This window comes from Acinetobacter sp. ANC 4558 (genome assembly GCF_002135375.1).
In the GTDB taxonomy this organism is placed as follows: Bacteria; Pseudomonadota; Gammaproteobacteria; order Pseudomonadales; family Moraxellaceae; genus Acinetobacter.
Genome location: NZ_NEGH01000002.1, coordinates 254,105 through 277,066, shown reverse-complemented (window position 1 = coordinate 277,066; position 22,962 = coordinate 254,105). Strand labels below are relative to the sequence as shown.

Annotated in this window: 27 protein-coding genes; 10 read left to right on the top strand and 17 right to left on the bottom strand. The window is 37.1% G+C overall.

Annotation, left to right across the window (positions count from 1 at the left end):
• Positions 1 to 38 precede the first annotated feature (38 nt).
• Positions 39 to 1,262 (top strand): chloramphenicol efflux transporter CxpE, encoded by a 1,224-nt coding sequence (cxpE, locus tag B9T31_RS03725; protein ID WP_086180621.1) that lies wholly within the window; start codon positions 39 to 41, stop codon positions 1,260 to 1,262.
• Positions 1,263 to 1,277: 15 nt separating this feature from the next.
• Positions 1,278 to 1,985 (top strand): DnaA ATPase domain-containing protein, encoded by a 708-nt coding sequence (locus tag B9T31_RS03720; RefSeq protein WP_086180620.1) that lies wholly within the window; start codon positions 1,278 to 1,280, stop codon positions 1,983 to 1,985.
• A gap of 43 nt (positions 1,986 to 2,028) precedes the next feature.
• On the opposite strand, the gene B9T31_RS03715 is transcribed toward B9T31_RS03720, so the two are convergent.
• From B9T31_RS03715 to B9T31_RS03695, 5 genes are all read right to left on the bottom strand, one after another.
• A complete protein-coding gene (locus B9T31_RS03715; RefSeq protein WP_086180619.1) occupies positions 2,029 to 2,427 on the bottom strand; it encodes a DUF3106 domain-containing protein in 399 nt (132 codons plus the stop codon).
• Entirely contained in the window at positions 2,417 to 2,737 is a 321-nt protein-coding gene (locus B9T31_RS03710) for a hypothetical protein (RefSeq protein ID WP_086180618.1), read from the bottom strand. The genes B9T31_RS03715 and B9T31_RS03710 overlap by 11 nt, the downstream gene beginning before the upstream one ends.
• Positions 2,734 to 3,348 carry an RNA polymerase sigma factor gene (locus B9T31_RS03705; protein ID WP_086180617.1) on the bottom strand — a complete coding sequence of 205 codons (615 nt, stop codon included), beginning with the start codon at positions 3,346 to 3,348 and terminating at the stop codon, positions 2,734 to 2,736. The genes B9T31_RS03710 and B9T31_RS03705 overlap by 4 nt, the downstream gene beginning before the upstream one ends.
• A gap of 166 nt (positions 3,349 to 3,514) precedes the next feature.
• Positions 3,515 to 4,291: a TrmH family RNA methyltransferase gene (locus B9T31_RS03700; RefSeq protein ID WP_086180789.1), complete on the bottom strand. Its 777-nt coding sequence runs from the start codon at positions 4,289 to 4,291 to the stop codon at positions 3,515 to 3,517.
• A 53-nt stretch (positions 4,292 to 4,344) separates the two neighbouring features.
• A complete protein-coding gene (locus B9T31_RS03695) occupies positions 4,345 to 5,319 on the bottom strand; it encodes a class 1 fructose-bisphosphatase (RefSeq protein ID WP_086180616.1) in 975 nt (324 codons plus the stop codon).
• Between the two features lie 190 nt (positions 5,320 to 5,509).
• Here B9T31_RS03695 and B9T31_RS03690 point away from each other — a divergent pair, with 190 nt between their 5' ends.
• A complete protein-coding gene (locus B9T31_RS03690) occupies positions 5,510 to 5,698 on the top strand; it encodes an NF038105 family protein (RefSeq protein ID WP_086180615.1) in 189 nt (62 codons plus the stop codon).
• A 41-nt stretch (positions 5,699 to 5,739) separates the two neighbouring features.
• Here B9T31_RS03690 and pal read toward each other — a convergent pair whose 3' ends face one another.
• From pal to ybgC, 6 genes are all read right to left on the bottom strand, one after another.
• On the bottom strand, positions 5,740 to 6,318 hold the full coding sequence (pal, locus tag B9T31_RS03685; protein WP_086180614.1) for a peptidoglycan-associated lipoprotein Pal: 579 nt from the start codon (positions 6,316 to 6,318) through the stop codon (positions 5,740 to 5,742).
• A gap of 48 nt (positions 6,319 to 6,366) precedes the next feature.
• Positions 6,367 to 7,650, bottom strand: coding sequence for a Tol-Pal system beta propeller repeat protein TolB (gene tolB / locus B9T31_RS03680; RefSeq protein ID WP_171264690.1), 1,284 nt, complete (start codon positions 7,648 to 7,650; stop codon positions 6,367 to 6,369).
• Between the two features lie 260 nt (positions 7,651 to 7,910).
• On the bottom strand, positions 7,911 to 9,191 hold the full coding sequence (gene tolA / locus B9T31_RS03675) for a cell envelope integrity protein TolA (protein WP_086180613.1): 1,281 nt from the start codon (positions 9,189 to 9,191) through the stop codon (positions 7,911 to 7,913).
• Positions 9,192 to 9,644: a protein TolR gene (gene tolR, locus B9T31_RS03670; protein WP_086180612.1), complete on the bottom strand. Its 453-nt coding sequence runs from the start codon at positions 9,642 to 9,644 to the stop codon at positions 9,192 to 9,194.
• Entirely contained in the window at positions 9,644 to 10,342 is a 699-nt protein-coding gene (gene tolQ / locus B9T31_RS03665) for a protein TolQ (protein WP_086180611.1), read from the bottom strand. The genes tolR and tolQ overlap by 1 nt, the downstream gene beginning before the upstream one ends.
• Before the next feature lie 25 nt (positions 10,343 to 10,367).
• Positions 10,368 to 10,775, bottom strand: coding sequence for a tol-pal system-associated acyl-CoA thioesterase (ybgC, locus tag B9T31_RS03660; RefSeq protein WP_086180610.1), 408 nt, complete (start codon positions 10,773 to 10,775; stop codon positions 10,368 to 10,370).
• 256 nt (positions 10,776 to 11,031) lie between these two features.
• On the opposite strand from ybgC, the gene B9T31_RS03655 reads away from it, so the two are divergent.
• Complete coding sequence (locus B9T31_RS03655) at positions 11,032 to 12,261, top strand: acetamidase/formamidase family protein (RefSeq protein ID WP_086180609.1); 1,230 nt, start codon at positions 11,032 to 11,034, stop codon at positions 12,259 to 12,261.
• A gap of 67 nt (positions 12,262 to 12,328) precedes the next feature.
• Here B9T31_RS03655 and ruvB read toward each other — a convergent pair whose 3' ends face one another.
• The 3 genes from ruvB to B9T31_RS03640 all read right to left on the bottom strand — a co-directional run bounded on the left by ruvB (position 12,329) and on the right by B9T31_RS03640 (position 15,493).
• The gene (gene ruvB / locus B9T31_RS03650) at positions 12,329 to 13,336 is read right to left on the bottom strand and encodes a Holliday junction branch migration DNA helicase RuvB (protein ID WP_086180608.1); all 1,008 of its coding nucleotides are present in this window, start codon (positions 13,334 to 13,336) and stop codon (positions 12,329 to 12,331) included.
• Positions 13,337 to 13,401: 65 nt separating this feature from the next.
• A complete protein-coding gene (gene ruvA, locus B9T31_RS03645; protein ID WP_086180607.1) occupies positions 13,402 to 14,004 on the bottom strand; it encodes a Holliday junction branch migration protein RuvA in 603 nt (200 codons plus the stop codon).
• A gap of 148 nt (positions 14,005 to 14,152) precedes the next feature.
• The gene (locus tag B9T31_RS03640; protein ID WP_086180606.1) at positions 14,153 to 15,493 is read right to left on the bottom strand and encodes a deoxyguanosinetriphosphate triphosphohydrolase; all 1,341 of its coding nucleotides are present in this window, start codon (positions 15,491 to 15,493) and stop codon (positions 14,153 to 14,155) included.
• Between the two features lie 497 nt (positions 15,494 to 15,990).
• On the opposite strand from B9T31_RS03640, the gene B9T31_RS03635 reads away from it, so the two are divergent.
• Positions 15,991 to 16,287, top strand: coding sequence for a hypothetical protein (locus B9T31_RS03635; RefSeq protein WP_086180605.1), 297 nt, complete (start codon positions 15,991 to 15,993; stop codon positions 16,285 to 16,287).
• Positions 16,288 to 16,370: 83 nt separating this feature from the next.
• Here B9T31_RS03635 and B9T31_RS18110 read toward each other — a convergent pair whose 3' ends face one another.
• Together B9T31_RS18110 and B9T31_RS03630 are read right to left on the bottom strand one after the other, a co-directional pair.
• A complete protein-coding gene (locus B9T31_RS18110) occupies positions 16,371 to 16,505 on the bottom strand; it encodes a hypothetical protein (protein WP_265733376.1) in 135 nt (44 codons plus the stop codon).
• Positions 16,498 to 17,724: an MFS transporter gene (locus B9T31_RS03630; protein WP_086180604.1), complete on the bottom strand. Its 1,227-nt coding sequence runs from the start codon at positions 17,722 to 17,724 to the stop codon at positions 16,498 to 16,500. The genes B9T31_RS18110 and B9T31_RS03630 overlap by 8 nt, the downstream gene beginning before the upstream one ends.
• A 239-nt stretch (positions 17,725 to 17,963) precedes the next feature.
• On the opposite strand from B9T31_RS03630, the gene B9T31_RS03625 reads away from it, so the two are divergent.
• Positions 17,964 to 18,542 carry a TetR/AcrR family transcriptional regulator gene (locus tag B9T31_RS03625; protein ID WP_086180603.1) on the top strand — a complete coding sequence of 193 codons (579 nt, stop codon included), beginning with the start codon at positions 17,964 to 17,966 and terminating at the stop codon, positions 18,540 to 18,542.
• Between the two features lie 83 nt (positions 18,543 to 18,625).
• On the opposite strand, the gene map is transcribed toward B9T31_RS03625, so the two are convergent.
• Positions 18,626 to 19,453, bottom strand: coding sequence for a type I methionyl aminopeptidase (map, locus tag B9T31_RS03620; RefSeq protein ID WP_086180602.1), 828 nt, complete (start codon positions 19,451 to 19,453; stop codon positions 18,626 to 18,628).
• A 209-nt stretch (positions 19,454 to 19,662) separates the two neighbouring features.
• Between map and rpsB the strand changes: the two genes are divergently transcribed.
• The 4 genes from rpsB (at position 19,663) to B9T31_RS03600 (ending at position 22,901) form a co-directional block, all read left to right on the top strand.
• On the top strand, positions 19,663 to 20,409 hold the full coding sequence (gene rpsB / locus B9T31_RS03615; protein WP_086180601.1) for a 30S ribosomal protein S2: 747 nt from the start codon (positions 19,663 to 19,665) through the stop codon (positions 20,407 to 20,409).
• 141 nt (positions 20,410 to 20,550) lie between these two features.
• Complete coding sequence (tsf, locus tag B9T31_RS03610; protein ID WP_086180600.1) at positions 20,551 to 21,426, top strand: translation elongation factor Ts; 876 nt, start codon at positions 20,551 to 20,553, stop codon at positions 21,424 to 21,426.
• 83 nt (positions 21,427 to 21,509) lie between these two features.
• Complete coding sequence (locus tag B9T31_RS03605; RefSeq protein WP_086180599.1) at positions 21,510 to 22,001, top strand: DUF3465 domain-containing protein; 492 nt, start codon at positions 21,510 to 21,512, stop codon at positions 21,999 to 22,001.
• Positions 22,002 to 22,079: 78 nt separating this feature from the next.
• On the top strand, positions 22,080 to 22,901 hold the full coding sequence (locus tag B9T31_RS03600) for an AraC family transcriptional regulator (protein WP_086180598.1): 822 nt from the start codon (positions 22,080 to 22,082) through the stop codon (positions 22,899 to 22,901).
• Positions 22,902 to 22,962 lie beyond the last annotated feature (61 nt).

Here is a 22,962-nt window from a genome sequence, read left to right as displayed (position 1 = left end):
CCTTATAGAATGAATAATCTTATAAAAGGCCAATTTTAATGATAGATCGTACCTTGCGTCGTATTTTTATCTTATGTGGAATTGCACTGGTGCTTTGGGTAATTTACTTACTTAAACCCGTTGTAATTCCTTTTGTTGGTGCATTTTTTATCGCTTATTTTTTTAGCCCGTTGGTTGATGTTTTACATAAGATTGGTTTACCACGTTGGCTTTCGATTAGTTTAGTTTTTGTTGGCATTGGTTTAGTGATTACTTGGGCAGTATGGTATTTAGTTCCATTGGTTTGGGAACAGTTAATGTATGCCAAAGCAAGCATACCTAAAGGTGTACACTGGATAAATTTTGATTTTCTCCCTTGGTTTTCTAAGTTTTTTCACTTAGTTCCTTTGGAAATTGATACTGATCAAATGTCTAAAGCCATTATGGAATATGTTCAAACCAATTATAATGTAGACAGTATTCAAACACTAATATTAAGACTTGCTCAGTCAGGCTTAAACTTCATTCAAGTAGGGGGCACAATTGTGCTTATTCCTATTATTACGTTCTATTTTCTTTTAGATTGGAATCGAATGTTAGCGAGTTTTCGTCGATTAATTCCTCGTCCTTATGAAGCGACGACACTACAAATTGCAAAAGAGTGTCACAGTGTTTTAGGTGCATTTGTTAAAGGTCAATTTTTAGTAATGGTTCTATTGGGGGTCATTTATGCTGTGGGATTGCAAATAGTTGGTCTTGAAGTTGGTTTAATTATTGGGATGGTTGCTGGTTTAGCCAGCATTATTCCCTATTTAGGTTTTGCTGTTGGTATTATTGCTGCTGGAATTGCAACCTTTTTTCAATTTGGACTCGATTGGTTTCATTTTGCAATGGTTGGAGTAGTTTTCTTAATTGGACAGGCAGTAGAGGGTTATATTCTACAGCCCTTCTTATTAGGGGATAAAATTGGTCTTTCTCCAGTTGCGGTTGTTTTTGCAGTTCTTGCAGGTGCACAATTGGCTGGTTTCTTAGGAATGTTAATTGCTTTACCAGTTGCTGCAGTCATTGTTGTACTTTTACGCCATTTGCGTGATTTTTATGAAAATAGCCCAATGTATGGTAAAGATAAGGTACTTATTCATGAAACCTCAGCAGGTACAATTAATATTGAAACTGCTAATATTGATGTATCCATTGAACTACATAATCAGCAAGGAAATTCTCAGCAAGCAAATGAGAAATCGGTTAAAATAACAGAATCCGAGAACAAAGATTCATCATAGGGAAAACCATTTTATATGCGTCAATTGCAACTCGACATAGAACCTCAACTAGATGCTCGAATAGGTGACTTTTCGGGCCCAGGTTGGGGGCATGTTATAGATGCAGTACGCCAACTTCATGCTGGATTGGTGAATCGATTTTATGTATATGGTGCAGCAGGAAGTGGGAAAAGTCATTTGCTTTCTGCAATTTGTGATTCATATTTAGAGGTTGGAAAAACTGCAATAAAAGTTTCTTTACTCGAATTATTAGATGCTCCAACAGAAGCGATTACCTGCCTTGATCAATACGATTTAGTTGCATTAGATGATATAGAAGCAATTAGTGGAGTTCCACATTGGCAACGTGCTGTTTTTCATTTAATTAATTATAGTAATGAGGTTGGAGGGCAGTTGGTTTTTTCCTCACGATTTGCACCCATTGAATTAAAGTTGGAACTTCCAGATTTACAATCTAGATTAACGCAAGCTGTCAGTGTAAAAGTGCCTAATGGAAGCTTATTTGCAGATCGAATTGCTTTGGTTAATTCGGTGTTAGAGCGACGTGGTATACATATAGATCAACAGCTTGTTGATCATCTCTTGTTACATGGACCACATCAAACTTCAGTGTTACTGCAAGTTTTAGAAAAACTTATTCAACTCTTAAAAGGTGACCGAATTAAGTTGAATGGTTCGAATTTACGGCAAATTTATGCACTTATAGATGAATATCAAGATTAAGCAAAGTATTAGAAATTAAAAAAGACCTCAAGTGAGGTCTTTTTTAATTGTTGATTGTATTCTTATATTTATTAATATATTCGGTACGAATTTGTGTACGTTGTTCAGGATTTGCTTTTTGTAATCGTTGCGCAAGTTCTTTACGTTCTTGAAGACTCATTTTTTGCCAAGCTTCACGCATTTTTTGTTTTTCAGCCTCAGGTAGTTGTGCAAACCAGTCCATACGTTGCTGTAGAGAGTTGCTGGTTTCATCTGGAACTTCTTTTAAGGACTGATAACGTTTAATGAGAGCTTGTTGTTCTTCCTCACTCATATTCTCCCAAGCATCCGTTACTTCTGTGTCGGCATCTTTGGAAAAAATCCAAAAACGTTCAAAACCTGCAAAACTTGTTTGCAAAAAACTAATTGCACAAAAAGCCAAAATAACTCGCTTAGCTGCCATGTGGAATTTTATCCTCACCTAAAATCATTAACATTTCTAAATCTTCGACCATTTGTGGTGAAAGTTTAGGTGAAATAACGACTTGATTTTCAGTTTTAGGTGTAAAATCTGAAGAGTTCGGGAAAATAATGAAGCCTGCAAGCGCTGCTGCAACCGCAAAGCCCGACATTTTCCATAAACCAAAACGATTCGTTTTTTTATCGTGAATATGTTCTAAAACATTATTCATGATCATTGGTTTATCTTGATGTTGCTGAGCAAGACCATTAAGTTTAGAGGTAACTTGTTTTAAGAAATCATCTTTTTTCATGGTGATGATTCTCCTGAATAAGGATTCATATGTGCCAAAGTACTACGTAATGCCTGAATGGCGCGGTGGTAATGAGTTTTTACACTACCTTCTGAACAATTCATAATTTGCGCAGTGGTTTGAACATCAAATCCTTCCCATGCTCTGAGCATAAAAGCTTGCTGTTGCCGAACAGGAAGTTGGGCAATTGCTGCTTGAATTTCTTCAGCTGTCGCTTCTTGATCTAAAAAAGCATAGGGGTTCGGTGTATTGTCATCAACAATATTTTGCTGTTCAATATCGTCATCATCAAGATTAATCTTTTTAAAAAATGAAAAAGGTTGATTTCGACGAGCTTCTTTACGGCGCCAATCTTGTAACTTACTATTTAAAATGGTGTAAAACAGTGGATACCATTCTTCAGTCGATTTTTCTGAATAGGATTTATGCAAAGCAATAAAAGCTTCTTGTACTAAATCCATGGCAATACCATGTTGATGTTGCGTTGCACTTTCCATCATCACCAGTGCACGACCAGTAACCTCATGCATGAAATTCTTCAGACGCATCTCAGCCGTACTCTTAAGAGTACTCGTATTGACTGCTCGAGTCTGTTTTGGCATTTCATCCATAGAGATGGAAGATCCTATTATTGGATACTCGCCACCCACCATTATTTTTAAGTTCATATCTATATAACGTTAAAAATAATGGTTAGGTTGACATCACACATTATTATTTTTTCTAGTGTAATCTATTTTGTTTATAGAAGAGACTGATTGATAACAAATTAAACATTTATTGACGTTGACGAACCATTTCAAAGAAACAAATAGAGCCAGCAACTGCAACATTTAACGATTCTTGTCCACCAGGTTGAGGAATTGTGACTGCTTCTGCATGTTTCAGTGCAAATTCAGAAACTCCTTGTCCTTCATTACCTAAAATCCAAACACATTGTTGAGTTAAATTTTTGTCATATAAACTTGAGGATTGGTGAGAGTCGGTTGCATATACAGGAATTTGAAAATTTTCTAGAATATCTTCAAGTTGAATATTCTCATAGGTATATAAGCTAAAATGTGCACCCATTCCTGCACGTAGCACACGTGGTGACCATAATGAGGCTGAACCTTTTGTACAAACAATTTGTTGAATTCCCGCAGCAGCAGCCGAACGTAATAATGTACCAACATTACCAGGATCTTGAATGTTTTCTAAAATTAAAGTATCCGTTTTATAGTCCAAACTTTTGCTTGAACTAGGTAAGTCAATAATGGCTAAACAGGGTAATGTTGTTCCTAATGTACTGAGGTCTTTATATAACGATTCTGAAATAATAAAGACTGAACCTTGATAAAGGTCTAAAACATCACAGATTTCAGGATGAGTTAACGATTTTTCTGTGGTGAAAATCGAGTTGATTTTACGGTTTTCTTCTAACCATGCCAGACATAAATGTGTACCTTCAAGAACTGTTTGTCCTTGTTTTTTTCGATAGGCATTTTGTTCAATTAAGCCACGTAAGTGTTTAATTTTAGGATTGTCTTTTGATTCAAGAAAAATAGTGGACATAAGTGCAATAATCCGCATTGATTGGTGAAAACCAATCAATGCTTTAGAAATAATTAATGATGATATTGAGTAACTAAGTTGACTTCATTTTTAGAGCCAATAATGACAGGTACGCGTTGGTGAAGTTCAGTTGGTTGAATCTCTAAAATACGTGTACGTCCTGTTGTAGATGCGCCACCCGCTTGTTCAATCAGCATACTCATTGGATTTGCTTCGTACATTAAACGTAAACGACCTGCTTTTTTAGGATCTTTTGTATCGTAGGGATACATGAAAATACCTGCACGGCATAAAATACGATGAATATCACCCACCATACATGCAACCCAGCGCATATTGAAATCTTTTTCTCGCGGTCCTATTTTACCTGCCAATAATTCATCAATATAACGTTGAACAGGTGTTTCCCAATGACGTTGATTTGATGCATTGATCGCATATTCTTGAGTATCAGCAGCAACCGTAATATTTTCAGCAGTAAGTAAAAATTCTTGTGATTCTGGATCTAGTGTAAATGATACAACACCAGCACCCACGGTCAAAACTAACATAGTAGATGGACCATATAATACATAACCAGCGGATACTTGTTGTAACCCAGCTTGCATAAAATCTTCTGTTTGAGTTATCGCATTTTTAGCAGGCAGAATTGAAAAAATAGTTCCTACACACATATTGATATCAATATTACTTGAACCATCAAGTGGATCAAATAAAACTAAATATTTGCCATTTTCTTGAGCTGGTGTAAATTCATCAAGTTCTTCAGAGGCTAATCCACCCACATGTGGATGCACTTTTAACGCATCGATTAAATAATCATTTGAAATAATATCTAATTTTTTTTGAGTTTCACCCTGTACATTCTCATGTTCAGCACTACCTAAAATTCCTGCTAAAGCTCCTTTTTGTAGCGCTTGATCAATTGTCTTACATGTGTCAGCAATAGTTTCAATGACTTGAGTAAGTTCGGGTGTTAAGTTGCCATCTTGCTTTTTTAGGAATTGTGAAAGGGTAAGGTTTGACATGAGGGTGAAGCTCCAAAAAATGGGGGATAGCTGTAAATCATGCAGCTACCGACATATAGCGCTGTATTTTAGATGAGATTGCTGAAAAAGAAAAATTAAAACCATATTATTTAGATTCATTTACCCTTGAAAGTCTGTAGAAAGATGCTATGTTGATATAAATAAAAGGAAATAGTAGAGGAGCGTAAACATGACAACATTGAAGTTTGATAAAACGCCAACACCGAATGAAGCGATTAGTTTAGATGATATTTCGCCTGAAAAAGTGCAAGAAGCTTGGAAAGAATATGAGGTGAGACCTGAATATAAAAAAGTGAATAAACACGATATGATTGAAGCTTTACAAACGGACACTTCGACAACAGATGTTGAAAAATAAAAAAAGCACTCATTGGAGTGCTCTTTTTTATTTTAATTTACTTATTTTAGAAGTGGTGGTACCGCCTCGTAATTGATTTCTACTCGGCGGTTTTCTTTCCATGCACTTTCATTGTGTCCAGGATTAATAGGCATTTCTTTGCCATAGCTCACTGGTTCAAGTTGGTTTGAATTTACACCATTTGAAACTAGAAAGCTTTCAACCGCTTTTGCACGTCGTTCACCTAATGCTAAGTTGTATTCACGTGTGCCACGTTCATCTGTGTGTCCAGTTAAAGCAACACGAGAGTTTGCATTTGCCATTAAGAATTGAGCATGGGCTTGCAGTGTTAAATAATCTTCATTTGATAAGTCGCTACTATCATAATCAAAATAAACGACACGTTTTGCTAAATACGGTTTATTGGCTTCGGTAACACCTTTAGCAGACGCGCCAGCTAAATTTTGCGCGTTGAGGGCAGCGTCGTCACTGAGACCTTGTGTACTGACAGTGACACCACTATTTGTACCAGAAAGACCTTGCGTTGAATCTATTGTTGCTGCTGGTTTACGACTCGCACATCCTGTCATTACAAGTGATGTTGCTAGTAGTGGTAAAACGAAGAGTTTAAGTGCTTTCATTTTCTTCTCCATGAAATTTAATGTATAAAAAGTTTAAAACTAAAACAATTACTTTGGTGCCCAAGCAGGTTCTCTTACTTCACCTTGTTCGCTGGGTAAATTCATTTTAAAGCGCCCATCAAGTGACATAATAGACAGTAAACCTCGTGAACCTTCACGTGTCGCATACACGACCATTTGTCCATTGGGTGAGAAGCTTGGAGATTCATCTAGGCTTGTTTGGGTTAAAATATTAGTGACACCTGAATTCAGATCTTGTACAGCAACTTTATAGTTACTTCCACTTGGGCGGTGTACAAGAGCCAATTTTTTGCCATCTGCACTTAAAGATCCACGTGCGTTAAATGCGCCTCTAAATGTCAAACGTTTGGTTGCACCCGTATCTAAATCATAACGATAAATTTGTGCAGAACCACCACGATCAGAGGTGAAAATAAATGATTTTCCATCTGGTGCGTAACGTGCTTCAGTATCAATGGCACTATCATTTGTTAAACGTTTGATTTCACGAGACTGTAAATTCATTTGATAGATTTCAGGATTTCCATGCATTGATGCGGTAAATAACATACTTTTTCCATCTGGGGAAAAACTAGGTGCACCATTTAAGCCACGGAAACTTGCAAATTTTTCACGTTGTCCCGTAGCTAAGTCTTGAATATAAATTGCAGGGCGTTTTGTTTCAAAAGAAACATACGCAATTTTTTTAGCATCAGGTGTCCATGCGGGTGATAAAATTGGATCACGAGAGGTTAAAATCGTTCGAGGCTGTTCACCATCTGTATCTGCAATTTGTAACGTGTAACGTTCGTCTGGTGTAGCAGGGTTTCGTAATACATAGGCAATACGACCACTGAAATCACCTTTTATACCCGTTAATGTTTCATAAATGGTGTCGCTAATTAAATGTGCTGCTGCACGTACACGATTGGCAGGGACTGTTAGGATTTCACTTAATAAATATTGCTTTTTTTCAACATCATAAAGTTGATATTGAATATCATATCCACCATTCGCATTTTGTTTGATTGTTCCATTGACAACATAAGGAACACCAGCCGTTTGCCATGCTGCAGCATTTGGATTATCTAAACTTGCAGTTGCGGGTAAGTTTTTAGAAGAGCTGGTAAATTTACCTGAACGATTTAAGTCTTGTTCAATAATTGGGTAAATATTGGTGTCATTTGTAAAAGGGACAATAGCAATTTTAGGTGCTGCTTCAGGAGCTTTTTCAATCTCTAATTGAAGCTGAGCTTGAACATGAAAAGATAAACTGGCACCTAGGGCCGTAAAGATAGCAAGGGAGAGTAAATGTTTACGCGTATTGTGTATCATTCGTTCTATACTCAAATCTAAAAAATTTTTGTGAATTGTGATTGCCATACATAATGGCATGATTTTATTTTATTTAAAGTAGATCATTATATAGTTCTGTAAAAAAAATATGAAATAAATTCGTTAAGATCATTTTTATGATTCGTTAATTTATAACATAAACAATATACTTTGTAATATTTTATCTTTTTTAGTTAATCGTAAACCTCTCCTCTTATTCAATCATAAATCATTTAAAAGAGGAGAGGTTTGCTTCGTTATTTTGATGTAAAGGTTGATGAAATCGATCTTGCTTCACGTCTAGCCTCTGGATCTGAAGGCATCGGGTAAGGTGCTGCTGCACGCACAGCGGCCTCAATACTGGCTTTCATATCTGGGTCAGTAGAATTTACAATAACTGATTGCACGCTACCGCTATCACTTAATGTAATACGGGCTGTGGCTCTTTTACCAGAAGAACCCGCAGGTGTTTCCCAAGCTCTATAAATTTTATTTTCAAAATCTTTTTTAGCAGAAGAAGCGATACGTTTAGCTTCAGCTTTTTTAGTGGCAGCTTCTTCTTTTGCTTGTACAGCCGCGGAAGCTTTGGCATCTGCATCCGCTTTGGCATCTGCGTCGGCTTTTGCTTTGTTTGCTGCGTCAGTTTTTGCTTTGGCATCTGCGTCGGCTTTTGCTTTGTTTGCTGCGTCAGTTTTTGCTTTGGCATCTGCGTCGGCTTTTGCTTTAGCCGCAGCATCGGCTTTTGCTTTGTTTGCTGCATCAGCTTTCGCTTTTGCATCTGCGTCGGCTTTTGCTTTAGCCGCAGCATCGGCTTTTGCTTTGTTTGCTGCATCAGCTTTCGCTTTGGCATCTGCGTCGGCTTTCGCTTTAGCCGCAGCATCGGCTTTTGCTTTAGCCGCAGCATCGGCTTTTGCTTTGTTTGCTGCATCAGCTTTCGCTTTGGCATCTGCGTCGGCTTTTGCTTTAGCCGCAGCATTGGCTTTCGCTTTGGCGTCTGCATCGGCTTTTGCTTTGTTTGCTGCATCGGCTTTCGCTTTCGCTGCTGCGTCAGCTTTCGCTTTGGCGTCTGCATCGGCTTTCGCTTTCGCTGCTGCGTCAGCTTTCGCTTTGGCGTCTGCATCGGCTTTTGCTTTGTTTGCTGCATCAGCTTTCGCTTTGGCATCTGCATCGGCTTTTGCTTTGTTTGCTGCATCAGCTTTTGCTTTGATAGAATCATCTATCATCTTTTGTTCATTGTTTTGTATTGCTGGAGTTGGGGCGGCTGTCGGTATAATAGGTGCAGATTCTATAGGTTCAGCAGTCTGAGTAATATTTTCAGCAACGTTGGTATGTGTTGTTTCTTCAAACGCTGTAGTTTCACGAGTAATGTGTTGTAAGTCTTCAGGTGTGATTAAAACTGTTTTGAGCGGTTTAGGTGGTTCTGGTGGTCGGCTCATACCTAAATAAAGCAAGCCTACAATTGCCACAATATGGATACTTACTGTAAATCCAAGCGCAATTGCATTTTGTTTAAAAGGAGGATTGCGAAAGTCTTTCATTTATTTTAACGGCTCAGTCAATAGACCTACTTGAGTTAATCCAGCTTGTTGAAGGCTGTTCATTAAAGACATCACCTCTCCATATGAACGAGACTTTTCACCTTCAATAATGACATTTAATTCTTTATTTTCAGTTTTAGCGGTCATTTGTGCATCGCTTAAAATAGACGTTAATTGCTCAATGCTTAAAGCTTGATTTGAACCTAAGTCTTTATATTTTAAATAATACTGTCCATCTTTATCTAAGCTAATAATAGCAGGGGCATCTTTTGATTCAATTGGAGAACTATTCGCCTCGGGTAAGTCAACTTTGATTCCTGTAGTGATCATGGGGGCTGTCACCATAAAAATCACTAAAAGTACTAGCATAACGTCAATATAAGGTACGACGTTCATATCACTTTTTAAGGGTTTTTTGATACGCTCAAAGCGTCCAGAACGTTGTATCGCCATTATTCTTGATCCTGAGTTGATCCTAAAGATTGACGCTGTAAAAGTGCAATCATCTCTTCTGCAAATAGTGCACGATCAGAATAAATTGACTCACCTTTTGCCGTATAGTGGTTAAATGCCAATACAGCAGGAATTGCAGCAAATAGGCCAATTGCTGTCGCAATGAGTGCCTCTGCAATACCAGGTGCAACGGTAGCTAAAGTGACTTGATCTACATCAGCCAATCCAATAAAAGCATTCATAATCCCCCATACCGTTCCAAACAGACCCACATAAGGTGCAACAGAGCCAATACTTGCAAGTGCACCTAAGCCTTGTTCCAAATCGCCTTGGTCACGGCTGAGTCCAACACGTAAAATACGTTCCGTGCCATCAATGGTTTGCGGGGATGAAGCATGGCGCTTTTTAAGCTTAAAAAATTCACTTAATCCTTGATAAAAAATATCTTCTAAACCAACACGCTTAGAGTTGAGCTGTGCATTATTATAAAGTGTGCTGAGTTCTGCACCAGACCAAAATATTTTTTGAAAGTGGTGATCATTGGCTTGTGCTTTTTTATAACTCATATGTAACTTGGCAATTAAAAACCAACTGTATAAAGAAGCTAAAAGTAGCAAAAGCATTACCAGTTGGACAACAGGACTTGCTTGAAGAATAAGGTCAGATACGTGCAGTGTTGATTCTAATTGAGTTGCCATAGTTACATTGAGCCGATTAATTTCTTTAATCTTGTCCTAATTCTTTTAGAATTAAGCCGTGAATTTCTGTAGGTAATCTGAGAGGTTTCATTTCATTGCTAATACAAGCCAATTCTACCTCACCAGATGCTAGCATGATTTCACCACGATAAATATTTTGTTGCAACACAAAAGACGATGCTTTACAAGAAACTACGCTAGCGGTAACCGTGATTAAATCATCCATTAAAATTGGACGCATATATTTTAGACTAATTTTATGTACAACAAAATGATAATCTTTTTGATGCCAATAATGATCTATACCTGATGCACGAAGCCATTCCGTACGTGTGCGCTCCATGAAACGAATATGGTTGGCATGGTAAACAATACCACCCGCATCTGTATCTTCCATGTAGATACGAATGTTGAATTCAAATTTATTCGCCATGTTGTTTTTCCGTTATCTATTTTAAAGTTAAAGGCTTTACGCGTACATCTTCATTTTTAAAAATTAAATTTGAGTGTAAAGCACTTACTACAAGTGCTTCGCAGTTTATCATTTTGATTTTTTCGTCCAATGGCACAAGGTTTCAAATATTTTGAATGTATAATGCTCAAAAAAATAAAATAGATATGATAATTAGTAGTTTGGCATTTAAGTTGCATAGCAAAAGTACATTAGATTACTTTTGGGATATGAAAATATGTTTAAGCCATTCGCATTCTCTTTTGCTATTGCAACCAGTTTTCCAATCTTGACAGATCAGGCATTTGCAACAGATTTTATCATTTTAAAGCAATTGGAAAATCAGCCAACTTTGCTCAAAAGTGGTCCTTATAAAGGGAACTATTATGTGCCAAGTACACTAAATACGATCACTTGGGGATATCTTCCAAACAAAGATGCAAAGCCAGTACTAACAATTCCGTCGGGTAGTACAATTACATTTGATACCGTATCGCATGAAGGTTTATTGGAAGATCAGGGACGAAATGCCGAAAAATATTTTACTTCGAAAGGTGTTAAATCTGAGCATATTCTAGATGAAGCCAAAATCATTACCACATCGCACTTAAAACATGACTTTGATCATGATGGCCCACATATTATTACAGGGCCTATCTATATTGAAGATGCAATGCCTGGCGATATTTTAAAGGTGGAAATCTTAAAGGTAGAGCCACGCGTACCGTATGGGGTGATTTCAAATCGACATGGTAAAGGGACATTAGTCGGAGAGTTTCCAAAACGACCAAAATATCCAGATGCATCTGCTGCCGAGCCTGAAAAGTATGGCAATGTTTCAATTTTTACCCCAATTGAAAAAAATAAGCGTGGTGAATGGGAAGGTGTTTTAAAAACTGAAAGTGGTAAATCCATTCGTTTCCCATTAAATCCATTTATGGGAACAATGGGGGTTGCTCCAAATACTGGTGATGCGATTCATTCTGTACCACCATCTTTTTATGGTGGGAATATAGATATCAATGAGTTAAGTGCTGGTGCAACGGCATACTATCCAGTGCAAGTTCCTGGTGCATTATTTTATACAGGGGATAGTCATTTTGTTCAAGGTGATGGTGAAGTGGCCTTAACTGCTTTAGAAGGCTCTGCACGTGCAACATTTAAAATTACCGTTTTAAAGTCTGGGAAAGACAAAATTCCTGGGGGAACATTGACTCAACCATTAGCAGAAAATGCAGAATTTTGGATTACACCTGGATTAGATGAAGATTTAAATGAAGCAATGAAAAAATCAACCCGAGAAGCTATTCGCTTTTTAGTGAATGAATATGGAATTTCTGAAGAAATTGCTTATGCATATTTAAGCGCTGCAACGGACTTTCAGGTCTCTCAAGTCGTTGATAAAACTAAAGGGATTCATTCAATGATTCGAAAAGCTGATTTTAAAGAGTTTACGGAAACTCAGTAATAATTTTGATTGAGATGGAGCTTAGCATTATTTGAATTGTAGAATAATGTTAAGCCCCAAGGTGAGATTATTTTTCTTTTGGTTCTGGCGGTGTTAGACCAAATTGTAAATAGGCCATATTGGTTGCAATGCGTCCACGTGCAGTACGCATCACATAGCCTTGTTGAATTAGGTAAGGCTCAATAACATCTTCTAGGGTACCTGAGTCTTCCGCCATCGCTGCTGCTAAAGCTTCAACACCGCCTGGTCCTCCATCAAAACGCTCAAGGAGCATCGATAAATAACGACGGTCTAAAGTGTCCAAACCATCTTTATCTACATTGAGCATATCTAAGGCACGTTGTGCCATATCCTGAGTAACATCACCTGTTCCTTTGACTTGTGCGTAATCACGAACACGTCTTAATAGACGATTTGCAATACGTGGAGTGCCACGTGAACGGCGTGCAACTTCACGTGAACCTGCTTCAGTAATTGGTACATTCATTAAATTGGCAGAACGTGTCACAATGTGAGTCAGATCATCAACCGAATAAAACTCTAAACGTTGCACAATACCAAAACGGTCACGTAGTGGAGAGGTGAGTAAGCCTGCACGAGTGGTTGCTGCAACTAAGGTGAAAGGCGGTAAATCTAATTTGATCGAGCGTGCTGCTGGACCTTCTCCAATCATAATATCAAGTTGATAATCTTCCATGGCTGGATAAAGAATTTCTTCAATGACTGGAGAAAGACGGTGAATTTCATCAATAAATAAAACATCACCTTCTTCTAAATTGGTGAGCATTGCAGCCAAATCACCAGCACGCTCTAACACTGGACCAGAGGTTGATTTTAAATTTCCCCCCATCTCTCGTGCAATAATATTGGCAAGTGTTGTTTTTCCTAAACCTGGAGGCCCAAAAATTAAAGTATGGTCTAATGCTTCACCACGTCCACGTGCAGCACCAATGAAGATTTCCATTTGTTCACGTACAACAGGTTGCCCAATATAATCATCGAGCGAGGTTGGACGAATTGCACGATCAAAATGATCTTCGGGTTTTTCTGAACCACTAATTAAACGGTCTTGCATAATGATGTGATTAGTCTCTGTCACTGTAACGTTTATATAAGATACGAATAGATTATTATTCTAAATTACCGATTCATAGATTTTAAAGCAGCACGAATAATTTCACCTGCTTCTGTCAAATCACCTTTGACTGCATTCACGAGTTTTTGTGCTTCTAAAGGTTTATAACCTAAAGATTGTAAAGCAGCTTCAGCCTCAGCAATAGCAGAATTTCCAGTAAATTGAATTTGGTCAATAGTTGAATTATGGGGCTGCGATGTTGTTGCCATTGCTTTAAAACGATCACGAAGTTCGATCATTAAACGTTCAGCAGTTTTTTTCCCTACACCTGGAACTTTAATCAGTGTATTTATATCTTCATTTTCTACGGTATGAATGAGCATTTCTGTACTTAATGTCGATAAAATCGCCAAAGCCATTTTAGGGCCAACACCATTTACTTTTAATAGGGTACGAAAAATAGATTTTTCACGTGCATCTAAGAAGCCATAAAGAAGTTGCGCATCTTCACGAACAGTTAAGTGTGTCCAAAGCGTTACTTTTTGCCCTTTTTGTAATTGGCAAAAAGTTGAAAGCGGGGTGTCAATTTCATAACCAAGACCATTTACGTTTAACACGACAGTCGGTGCTTCCAAAGCAAGAACTTCACCAATTAAACATCCAATCATTTATATTATTCACTTCTATGTTAATGGGAGAATATTAGAGACCATTTGCTTTAAACGCAAAATGGTACGAACTAAATATTGAAAGTTTAGAATAAACTTCATCCACTTCGTTAAATAAAACATCATTTTAGAGTTTAGTATTAAAATTCTAGATGGCGCCTATTTTATTTCCTCTTAATTCTTGAGAAAGTTGATAGGCTTGATGATCTGAAAACTTAGAAATAATATCAAGTACTTGCATAATATTTTCATAATGATCTTGTTCAAAATAAACCCCTGAGCGATTCAAAATAGCCAATAAGCGCTGTTCTTTAAAGCTTAAGGTTTTGTGTGGCGTTGTTAAGGGAATAAATGCATCTAAAATGGTTTGTAAACTTTGATGACCAATAATTTCTAACCCTGCTTTTTGTGGATGTTCAAAAATTTTTTCACGGGCAAGTTCTTTAGCACGATGAATGCCGATTGCAATATCTGGTGAACAGTAGTCTAAAAGGCTGCCTTGTAATTGCCCAGAAAGAATTTGCCAATGCTGTTTTGCAAATGCAGTTGTCACTTCATCCACTAAACGTTTCATAACACGACCACGCAAGGCCGCAATTTTTTGATGCCATGTGGTATTGGGCATATTAAGCTCTGCGGGAATACCATAATCCTGGATGAGTGCCAAGAAAATCGGTTCAACTTCTGCATAGTTTAACATGTTCAGTGTAATGCCATCTTCTAAATCAATTAAGGCATAACACATATCATCTGCAGCTTCTAATAAGTAAGTCAAGGGATGTCTGCAATAATGATAGTCTCCCAGTTGAATGAGACCCAGTTGCTCGGCAATTTGTTGTAAAATATCTTTTTCTGCCTGATAACAACCAAACTTAGCACGGTGGCTCGCAGGTGTATTTCCTTGAGATTCAATGGTTTTTGATAACCAAGGATATTTTAAATAAGCACCTAAAGTTGCATAGGTTAAACGCATTCCACCATCATGTGGATGATAATCAATTTTGGTTAATAATCTTAAACCCTGCGCATTGCCTTCAAATTGGCGTAGATCTGCTTGTTGTTCTAAACTTAAGTGTCGTAAAAAATCAGTATGAGAAATATCATCAAACCATTCACGAATGGCATATTCACCTGAATGTCCAAATGGTGGATTACCAATATCGTGTGCTAAACATGCTGCCTGAATAATGGCACCTACATCGGCAGGTGAAATCCAGACAGGAAGTTCATCTTTGATTTTTTCAGCCGCAAGCATTCCTAAAGATCGGCCAATGCAGGAGACTTCTAAAGAGTGTGTGAGTCGTGTATGAATTCCATCATGTTGAGTTAAGGGATGAACTTGAGTTTTTCGGTTGAGCTGTCTAAAACTCTGGGAAAAAATAATTCGATCATAATCTTTATGAAAAGGGCTACGTGCTTGTTCAGTATTATTTTTTTTACTTCCTAAACGAACTGTTGAAAGAAGTTCTAACCATCTCATTTGCTTCATTTATCATTATTCAATCATTGTGTTAGCTTATCATGCCAAAAAAAATGTGACAGTGCTATGACAGCGCGACATAAACTGACTTAAATGATTTTAGTTTCTAAATTAAATGAAGCGCGATATTTTTACATGTTGTTTATTTAAACAATTTTTTTAGCTTATTTTGCAAGATTACTCGGAGGATGATGGCTTTCTAATGAGAGGGACGTGGCTAATAACTGTAAAAAAGCTTCGATATAGAAATTGCAAAGCAATAGAAAATCGCAACCTCTTAGATCAATAAATTATTTAAACAATAAGTGATTATTTATTTTCACATTTTATAAATATTGATTTTATAAATGCAGGTACATGTAAGGCATGTCAGATTTTCTGCTGAATTTATTCTTGGAAATTTATTGATACGGATAAGGTTAGGCGAATAATAATTTATGAAAAAACTGTATTTTGTGTAATAATGTTCAACTCACTATGAATAAATTCTAAATAAAGGTGAAATTATGATTTCTTTATATAATAGTTATGGCAAACATGTTGCCAATTTTTTTAATCAACAATTATATTCTCCAACAGGAGAGAGTATCGGTTATTTCGAACCTGCATTGAATATTTTTATTGATTTAAAAGGGAGATATTTAGGTGAAATTATAGAACACGATTACATCTTTCAAAAATTAGATTCACCTTACTTAAATATTCATTTTTCGACTAAAAATCCTACTGTAAATTTAGGGTATTTCACGGCACCCAATAGTAAAAATATTCTAAAAAGCTTAGATTTAATGAAAAATATATAAGCAATATTGATTAAAACCGAGTCGTTTTACTCGGTTTTTTGTGTGATAAAGCAAATTAAATCTGAGTTAAAATATTACTGAATTTAATGTGCGCAGAACGCTTGATTGAAATATTCAAATAAATTAGGTGTTTGAAACCATAAAATAAATGCAATTGCAAATAAGCTGAAGATCCCAATTGAAAGCCCAATTTTGAATAAAGAAATGGTATTAATCATGAATGACTGCCTTCTCATTAACAAAGAAGTGAACTAAAACCCCAACCAAACTGAGGAAAATTGAAAGTCCCCAGATGATGTTATAGTTACCAGTTATATCATGATTTAAACCGCCAAGCCATCCACCAAAAAAAGAACCAATTTGATGTGTGAAGAATACTAGACCGCTGAGCATTGTGAGGTATTTGACACCAAACATATTGGCTACAATTCCATTGGTTAGCGGAACAGTAGATAGCCATAAAATTCCCATAATGACCCCAAAGGCATAGATTGTCCAAACACTTAAGGGGAGTAATAGGAAGATGATAATGGTGATTCCTCTTAGACCATATAAACCCATGAGTAGGTGAGGTTTTGAATATTTATCACCAAGCCAGCCAGCTAGATAAGTTCCGAAAATATTAAATAAACCAACTAAGGCAAGAAAGATGGTACCCGTTGAGGCATCAAAACCATGATCAATCAAATATCCAGGCAAGTGAATTCCTAAAAATACCACTTGAAAACCACACACTAAAAAGCCTAATGCAAGCCATAGAAAGGGTTTATGTTTTAGTGCAATTTTAAAAACGGTTTTGAAGGAAAGTAAGGGTTGTTTTGTTGTTGTGGTTGCATTCGGGTCTACATACATAGGTGCTTTTAATGTCCACGCAAGCGGAACAATAAGTGCAACTAATATCGCGCTCACGATGAGTGCAGCAGACCAACCAATATGTTGTAATAAGAGTAAAGTGGTTGGCAGCATAATAAACTGACCAAAAGAACCAGCAGCACTTGCAATCCCCATCGCCATGCTTCGACGACTAGGATGGGCAGCGCGACCTACAGCAGAAAGTAGAACTGAAAAAGAAGTTGCAGAAAGTGCGAGTCCAATAATTAAACCCAAACTGACGTTTAATAATGCAGAGGTCGAACTGATTGCCATTAATGCTAGACCAATGGCATAGAGCACGCCGCCGACAGCTACAACTTTCTTGCTACCATATTTATCTGCCAAAATTCCAGTGAAGGGTTGAACCGCCCCCCACAGCAGATTTTGAAAAGCAATGGCTAAACTAAAAACTTGATGATTCCAGTTAAACTCATGACTCATTGGAACTAAGTACAAGCCAAAACCATGACGAATACCTAATGAAAGTGCCAAAATAAACGCACTACCAATCAGCATAATAATTAATGTTTTTGAAAACTTATGCTGCTGTTGATCTATTTGCATGCCTAATCCTTTTGCAATTGAGAAAATAATCCATCAATAATCAATCGCATTTTTGTGGAACTTGAAAATATGCTATATCTTTGTGTTGAATATTTTCTATGTAGGTGACTACATCAAAAATACAAAATAGATTATAATCATAATCTAAATTAAAAAAAATATTTTTATTTTAAAAAATAACTTTTATGATGATCTATTGTTAGATATTTTTCAGATGATGAAAATAGGAAATTTAAATTATGCCTCGTGTGTCAAAGCAAGTAGCAGCTCAAAATAGAAAAAATATAGAAAGCATTACCTCTCAGATGATCCGAGACAAAGGTTTTGCTGTGAGTGTTGCAGATTTGATGAAGACTGCTGGATTAACACATGGCGGATTTTATAAACATTTTAAAAATAAAGATGAGTTAATTGATATTGCATGCAAAAATACCTTTCAAAGATCAATTGAGAAATGGGAAGGTATTGTTCAGGAGGCTGAAGATAATAAGGCTGCATTTGATGGCATTATTAATCGTTATTTGTCTGCACAAAATTTAGAAAATCCTGGAAAAAGTTGCCCTTTATCCTGTTTGACGATTGATGTTGCAAGAGAAAGCCAAGATAAACCTGTGAAGGAGTCTTTTCATCAAGGCGTTGAGGCATTATTAGAAATATTATCAAAATTAGATGTGAACAATAATGATCAGCGAATTTCTAAAGAAGCGATGATTCAATTGAGTTTACTTTCAGGCGCCTTAACTTTGGCTCGTTCAGTCCATCCTGATTTAGGCTTATCGATATTAGAGAATGTCAAAAGTTACTTATGTGAATTTTAAAACTTTAAATGAGATCAAGAATTCAAATGAAATTAAAAAAGGCTATGCAGACATAGCCTTTTTAGAATTAGAACAAGATTATATTATTTTTGAAAACGACTTAAATCTTCTTCAGGGCGTGCAGTTAAAACCTCCAAACCATTCTTCGTGACTAAAATGGTATGTTCATATTGTGCAGATAAACTATGATCTTTTGTAACGACCGTCCATTTATCGCCCAAGGTTTTCGTTTTCCAATCACCTGCATTAACCATTGGTTCAATCGTAAAAGTCATGCCTTCTTCTAAAATCATACCGCTGTTTGGTTGACCATAGTGTAAAACTTGTGGTTCATCATGGAAAACGGTACCAATTCCGTGTCCGCAGTACTCACGGACAACACCAAAGCGTTCAGCCTCAACATATTGCTGAATAGCATTACCAATATCGCCAATGGTTGCACCAGGTTTTACAGCTTCCATTCCACGATACATTGCTTCTTGAGCAACTTTACATAATCGATTTGCAAGAATAGAGGTGTCTTCACCTACGATATACATCATGTTGGTATCGCCGTGGAACCCATCTTTAATCACGGTGACGTCAATATTTAAGATATCGCCTTTTTTCAACTTTTTGGCATCAGATGGAACACCATGACAAACGACATGATTAACAGATGTGCAAATAACGTGCTGAAATGCTGGACGCCCTGGTGCTGCACCGTAACCTAAGCATGCTGGAATGGCATCTTGTTGATTGACGATGTAGTCATGACAAATCGTATCAAGCTCAAGTGTTGTAACACCTGGCTTAATATGCGGTTTGATCATATCCAAGACTTCAGCTGCAAGTCGCCCTGCAATACGCATTTTCTCGATATCTTCAGCAGATTTGATTAATCGACGTGGCGCTTCATAAGTATTGTTCATGATCTTTAAAAACTTTTGGAAATTTGTATGTGACTATGGTATAAATAGCCGCCCATTTTATCAAATGCTTTTTCGTGAATCTTACTTTCACGTGCTTTGTGCGATGGGGCAATAAAATCCGCACATATATCGACACATTTCTCTGGGTGCCCAATAGGGTGGAGAATGCGGATATATGGAGGCCTAACCCAAACTTTAAGGTAAAGAAAATGGCAGATTACAACGTAAGCATGCGCGACCTTCTTCAAGCAGGCGCACACTTCGGTCACCAAACACGTTTTTGGAATCCAAAAATGCGCGAATACATCTTTGGTGCGCGCAACAAAATTCACATCATCAACCTTGAGCACACTGTTCCTGCGTTAAATGATGCTTTGAACTTTGCTAACCAATTAGCAAGCAAGAAGAACAAAGTTTTGTTTGTTGGTACTAAACGTGCTGCTTCTAACATCATCCGTGAACAAGCTCAACGCGCTGGTCAACCATATGTAGATCACCGTTGGTTAGGTGGTATGTTGACAAACTGGAAAACACTTCGCCAGTCAATCAACCGTCTAAAAGACCTTCAAAATCAATCTCAAGATGGTACTTTTGCTAAGTTAACTAAACGTGAAGCTTTAGAACGTACTCGTGAAATGGAAAAACTTGAGCGTGGTCTTGGTGGCGTTAAAAACATGGGTGGTTTACCAGACGCTTTATTTGTAATTGACGTAGATCACGAAGCGATTGCAATTAAAGAAGCTAAGAACCTTGGTATTCCTGTAATTGGTATCGTTGATACAAACTCTAATCCAGATAACGTAGATTACATTATTCCTGGTAACGATGATGCGATCCGTGCAGTTACACTTTATGCTTCTGCTATGGCTGATGCGATTCTTGCTGGTAAAGAATATGCTCAAACTCAAGCAAATGCACAAGCGAAAGGTGAAGAAGCTCCAGCTTCTGAGGCTTAATGCGTTAGACGCTAGCTTGTCATTTTTGCGACATGTGATGGTGGCAAAGTAAGCGTTAAGTATGCAGGCGGCCCATGAGTATCCTCTGGGCCGTTTCTGTTCTAAAAAGAATTCATTTTCTACCGAATTTAGGAGATACACATGACTGCTATTACTGCAAGCATGGTTAAAGAATTACGTGACCGTACTGGTCTTGCAATGATGGAATGTAAAAAAGCATTGACAGAAGCGGGCGGTGATATCGAATTAGCGATTGATAACCTTCGTAAATCTGGTCAAGCAAAAGCTGCTAAAAAAGCAGGTAACATTGCAGCTGATGGTGCAATTACAATTGCTCAAGAAGGTAACAAAGCAATTTTAGTTGAAGTAAATTGCCAAACTGACTTCGTTGCTAAAGATGAAAACTTTGCAGGTTTCTCTGCTAAAGTTGCTGCTGCTGCGCTTGCTGCTGGCGCAACTGATGCTGCACAAATTGCTGAATTAAAACTTGAAGATGGTCAAACTGTTGAAGAAGCACGTATTGCACTTGTTCAAAAAATTGGTGAAAACATCCAAGTTCGTCGTGCTGTAATTATTGAAGGTGATAACCTTGCAGTTTACAAACACGGTTTGAAAATTGGTGTTGTTGTATCTTATACAGGTGATGCTGATACAGGTAAAGGTTTGGCAATGCATATTGCTGCATTCAACCCAGTTGCTGTTTCTGCTGAACACGTTCCTGCAGATTTAATTGCAAAAGAGAAAGAAATTGCTGAAGCAAAAGCAATTGAATCTGGCAAACCAGCAAACATCGTTGAAAAAATGGTAACTGGTTCAGTTGAAAAATACTTGAATGAAGTTGTTCTTGAGCGTCAACAATACGTCATTGACAATGATAAGAAAGTTGCAGATGTATTAAAAGCGACAGGTACAACAGTTGCTCAATTTGTTCGCTTTGAAGTAGGTGAAGGGATTGAGAAGAAAGCAGAGCTTTCTTTTGCTGAAGAAGTAGCTGCTGCTCAAGCTGCTGCAAAATAATTTAGTTTATTATTTTGCTAAAAAAGCCTCTAACTTAGAGGCTTTTTTTTATAGAATAAAAAAGATAAAAAGGAGGGACAGGGGTGTTTAATAAAATAAATTATGGAATAGCTATTTTAGTGATTATTTTAATTGCAATTTATTTTACATTAGGGGAAATTGAAAAAAGTAATGATTTACCAAGGCAAGATCATTTAATTGGTGACCAGCAGCACTCAAATTATTCTACACAACAGCAGCATGGTTTAGAACTTATTGCACATGCATATAAAAATAAATTAAGTAATATTCAGGTTCATTCTACGGGTCGTGTAGTTGCCGTTTTACCTGATGACAATGAAGGAAGTCGTCATCAAAAATTTGTTTTAGAATTGGCAAATGGTCAAACTATTCTGATCGCTCATAATATTGATTTGGCACCAAGCATTAAGTCTCTACAAAAGGGAGATATGGTTGAGTTTTATGGTGTATATGAATATTCCAGTAAGGGAGGTGTTATTCATTGGACACATCACGACCCACGTGGGCGACATATCGAAGGGTGGTTAATGCATCAAGGAGAGCAATATAAATAGCAATTTTGTTCTATCTTCTTTAAATATACAAATTAAGCTAGTAGTTTTGTTAAACCATGATCAGACGATGAGGTGTATGTGAGTGAGTCCGTTGAATATCGTCATTTAGAAGAATTACAAGGGCTCGAGTTCTTAAGTGCTTCTTTTCAAAGTACTCAATTTTCAAAACATACACATGAAGGTTATTGTATTGGTGTAATAGAAGAAGGTGCTCAATCTTTTCTACGAACAAGTGGTCAATTTATAGCCCCAAAAGGAGATATTATTCTGGTGAATGCAGATGAGGTACATACTGGCGAATCTGCGGTTGAGACAGGTTGGCGTTACAGAGCAATGTATCCAACACCAGAAATGTTGCAACAGGTGAGTGCTGATTTTTTTAGTGAAAAAGGCGTGACGCCATGGTTTCCTCAAGCGGTGATTCATGATGAGGGATTAGCTGCTCAATTATTGATTCTTTTTGATTTATTCGCAGTACAAAATAATCATTTATTAAAGCAAAGCTTATTCTTATCAACTTTGGCATTATTATTACAACGCCATGGAAAAGGTCGCAAGGAATTGAGACATTTATCTCAAGCAAATGAAAAAATTTTACGCATTAAAGAAATATTGGCATTTGAGCCAGAGAAAGATCATCAATTACAAGATTTGGCGAATGAAGTAAATTTAAGCCCATGGCACTTGTTGAGACAGTTTAAAAAGCAAACAGGCTTACCGCCACATGCATGGCTAATTCAAGTGAGATTAAGAAAAGCGATATGCTTATTAAAGCAAGGTGTCGATATTTCTATGACTGCACAACTTTGTGGGTTTTCAGATCAAAGTCATTTTAATCGACATTTTAAACGTACAATAGGATGTACGCCATCACAGTATCTCATGAGTCGTATGTATTGAAGTAAGCAATTTTATTCAATCATTTAATTATTGAAAAAGCTATTATTTTTTATTTTATACA

Bases quoted from the DNA above. Each gene is read 5' to 3' on its own strand.
- tolR (WP_086180612.1), bottom strand. From the start codon at position 9,644: ATGGCGATACAACGTTCTGGACGCTTTGAGCGTATCAAAAAACCCTTA.
- B9T31_RS03625 (WP_086180603.1), top strand. From the start codon at position 17,964: ATGCCTCGTGTGTCAAAGCAAGTAGCAGCTCAAAATAGAAAAAATATA.
- B9T31_RS03690 (WP_086180615.1), top strand. From the start codon at position 5,510: ATGACAACATTGAAGTTTGATAAAACGCCAACACCGAATGAAGCGATT.
- cxpE (WP_086180621.1), top strand. From the start codon at position 39: ATGATAGATCGTACCTTGCGTCGTATTTTTATCTTATGTGGAATTGCA.
- pal (WP_086180614.1), bottom strand. From the start codon at position 6,318: ATGAAAGCACTTAAACTCTTCGTTTTACCACTACTAGCAACATCACTT.
- B9T31_RS03710 (WP_086180618.1), bottom strand. From the start codon at position 2,737: ATGAAAAAAGATGATTTCTTAAAACAAGTTACCTCTAAACTTAATGGT.
- B9T31_RS18110 (WP_265733376.1), bottom strand. From the start codon at position 16,505: ATGATTAATACCATTTCTTTATTCAAAATTGGGCTTTCAATTGGGATC.
- ruvB (WP_086180608.1), bottom strand. From the start codon at position 13,336: ATGCAAGACCGTTTAATTAGTGGTTCAGAAAAACCCGAAGATCATTTT.
- ruvA (WP_086180607.1), bottom strand. From the start codon at position 14,004: ATGATTGGATGTTTAATTGGTGAAGTTCTTGCTTTGGAAGCACCGACT.
- B9T31_RS03700 (WP_086180789.1), bottom strand. From the start codon at position 4,291: ATGTCCACTATTTTTCTTGAATCAAAAGACAATCCTAAAATTAAACAC.
- B9T31_RS03655 (WP_086180609.1), top strand. From the start codon at position 11,032: ATGTTTAAGCCATTCGCATTCTCTTTTGCTATTGCAACCAGTTTTCCA.
- map (WP_086180602.1), bottom strand. From the start codon at position 19,453: ATGAACAATACTTATGAAGCGCCACGTCGATTAATCAAATCTGCTGAA.
- B9T31_RS03715 (WP_086180619.1), bottom strand. From the start codon at position 2,427: ATGGCAGCTAAGCGAGTTATTTTGGCTTTTTGTGCAATTAGTTTTTTG.
- B9T31_RS03630 (WP_086180604.1), bottom strand. From the start codon at position 17,724: ATGCAAATAGATCAACAGCAGCATAAGTTTTCAAAAACATTAATTATT.
- tolA (WP_086180613.1), bottom strand. From the start codon at position 9,191: ATGAAAGACTTTCGCAATCCTCCTTTTAAACAAAATGCAATTGCGCTT.
- ybgC (WP_086180610.1), bottom strand. From the start codon at position 10,775: ATGGCGAATAAATTTGAATTCAACATTCGTATCTACATGGAAGATACA.
- B9T31_RS03635 (WP_086180605.1), top strand. From the start codon at position 15,991: ATGATTTCTTTATATAATAGTTATGGCAAACATGTTGCCAATTTTTTT.
- rpsB (WP_086180601.1), top strand. From the start codon at position 19,663: ATGGCAGATTACAACGTAAGCATGCGCGACCTTCTTCAAGCAGGCGCA.
- B9T31_RS03695 (WP_086180616.1), bottom strand. From the start codon at position 5,319: ATGTCAAACCTTACCCTTTCACAATTCCTAAAAAAGCAAGATGGCAAC.
- tsf (WP_086180600.1), top strand. From the start codon at position 20,551: ATGACTGCTATTACTGCAAGCATGGTTAAAGAATTACGTGACCGTACT.
- B9T31_RS03720 (WP_086180620.1), top strand. From the start codon at position 1,278: ATGCGTCAATTGCAACTCGACATAGAACCTCAACTAGATGCTCGAATA.
- B9T31_RS03640 (WP_086180606.1), bottom strand. From the start codon at position 15,493: ATGAAGCAAATGAGATGGTTAGAACTTCTTTCAACAGTTCGTTTAGGA.
- tolQ (WP_086180611.1), bottom strand. From the start codon at position 10,342: ATGGCAACTCAATTAGAATCAACACTGCACGTATCTGACCTTATTCTT.
- B9T31_RS03705 (WP_086180617.1), bottom strand. From the start codon at position 3,348: ATGGATGAAATGCCAAAACAGACTCGAGCAGTCAATACGAGTACTCTT.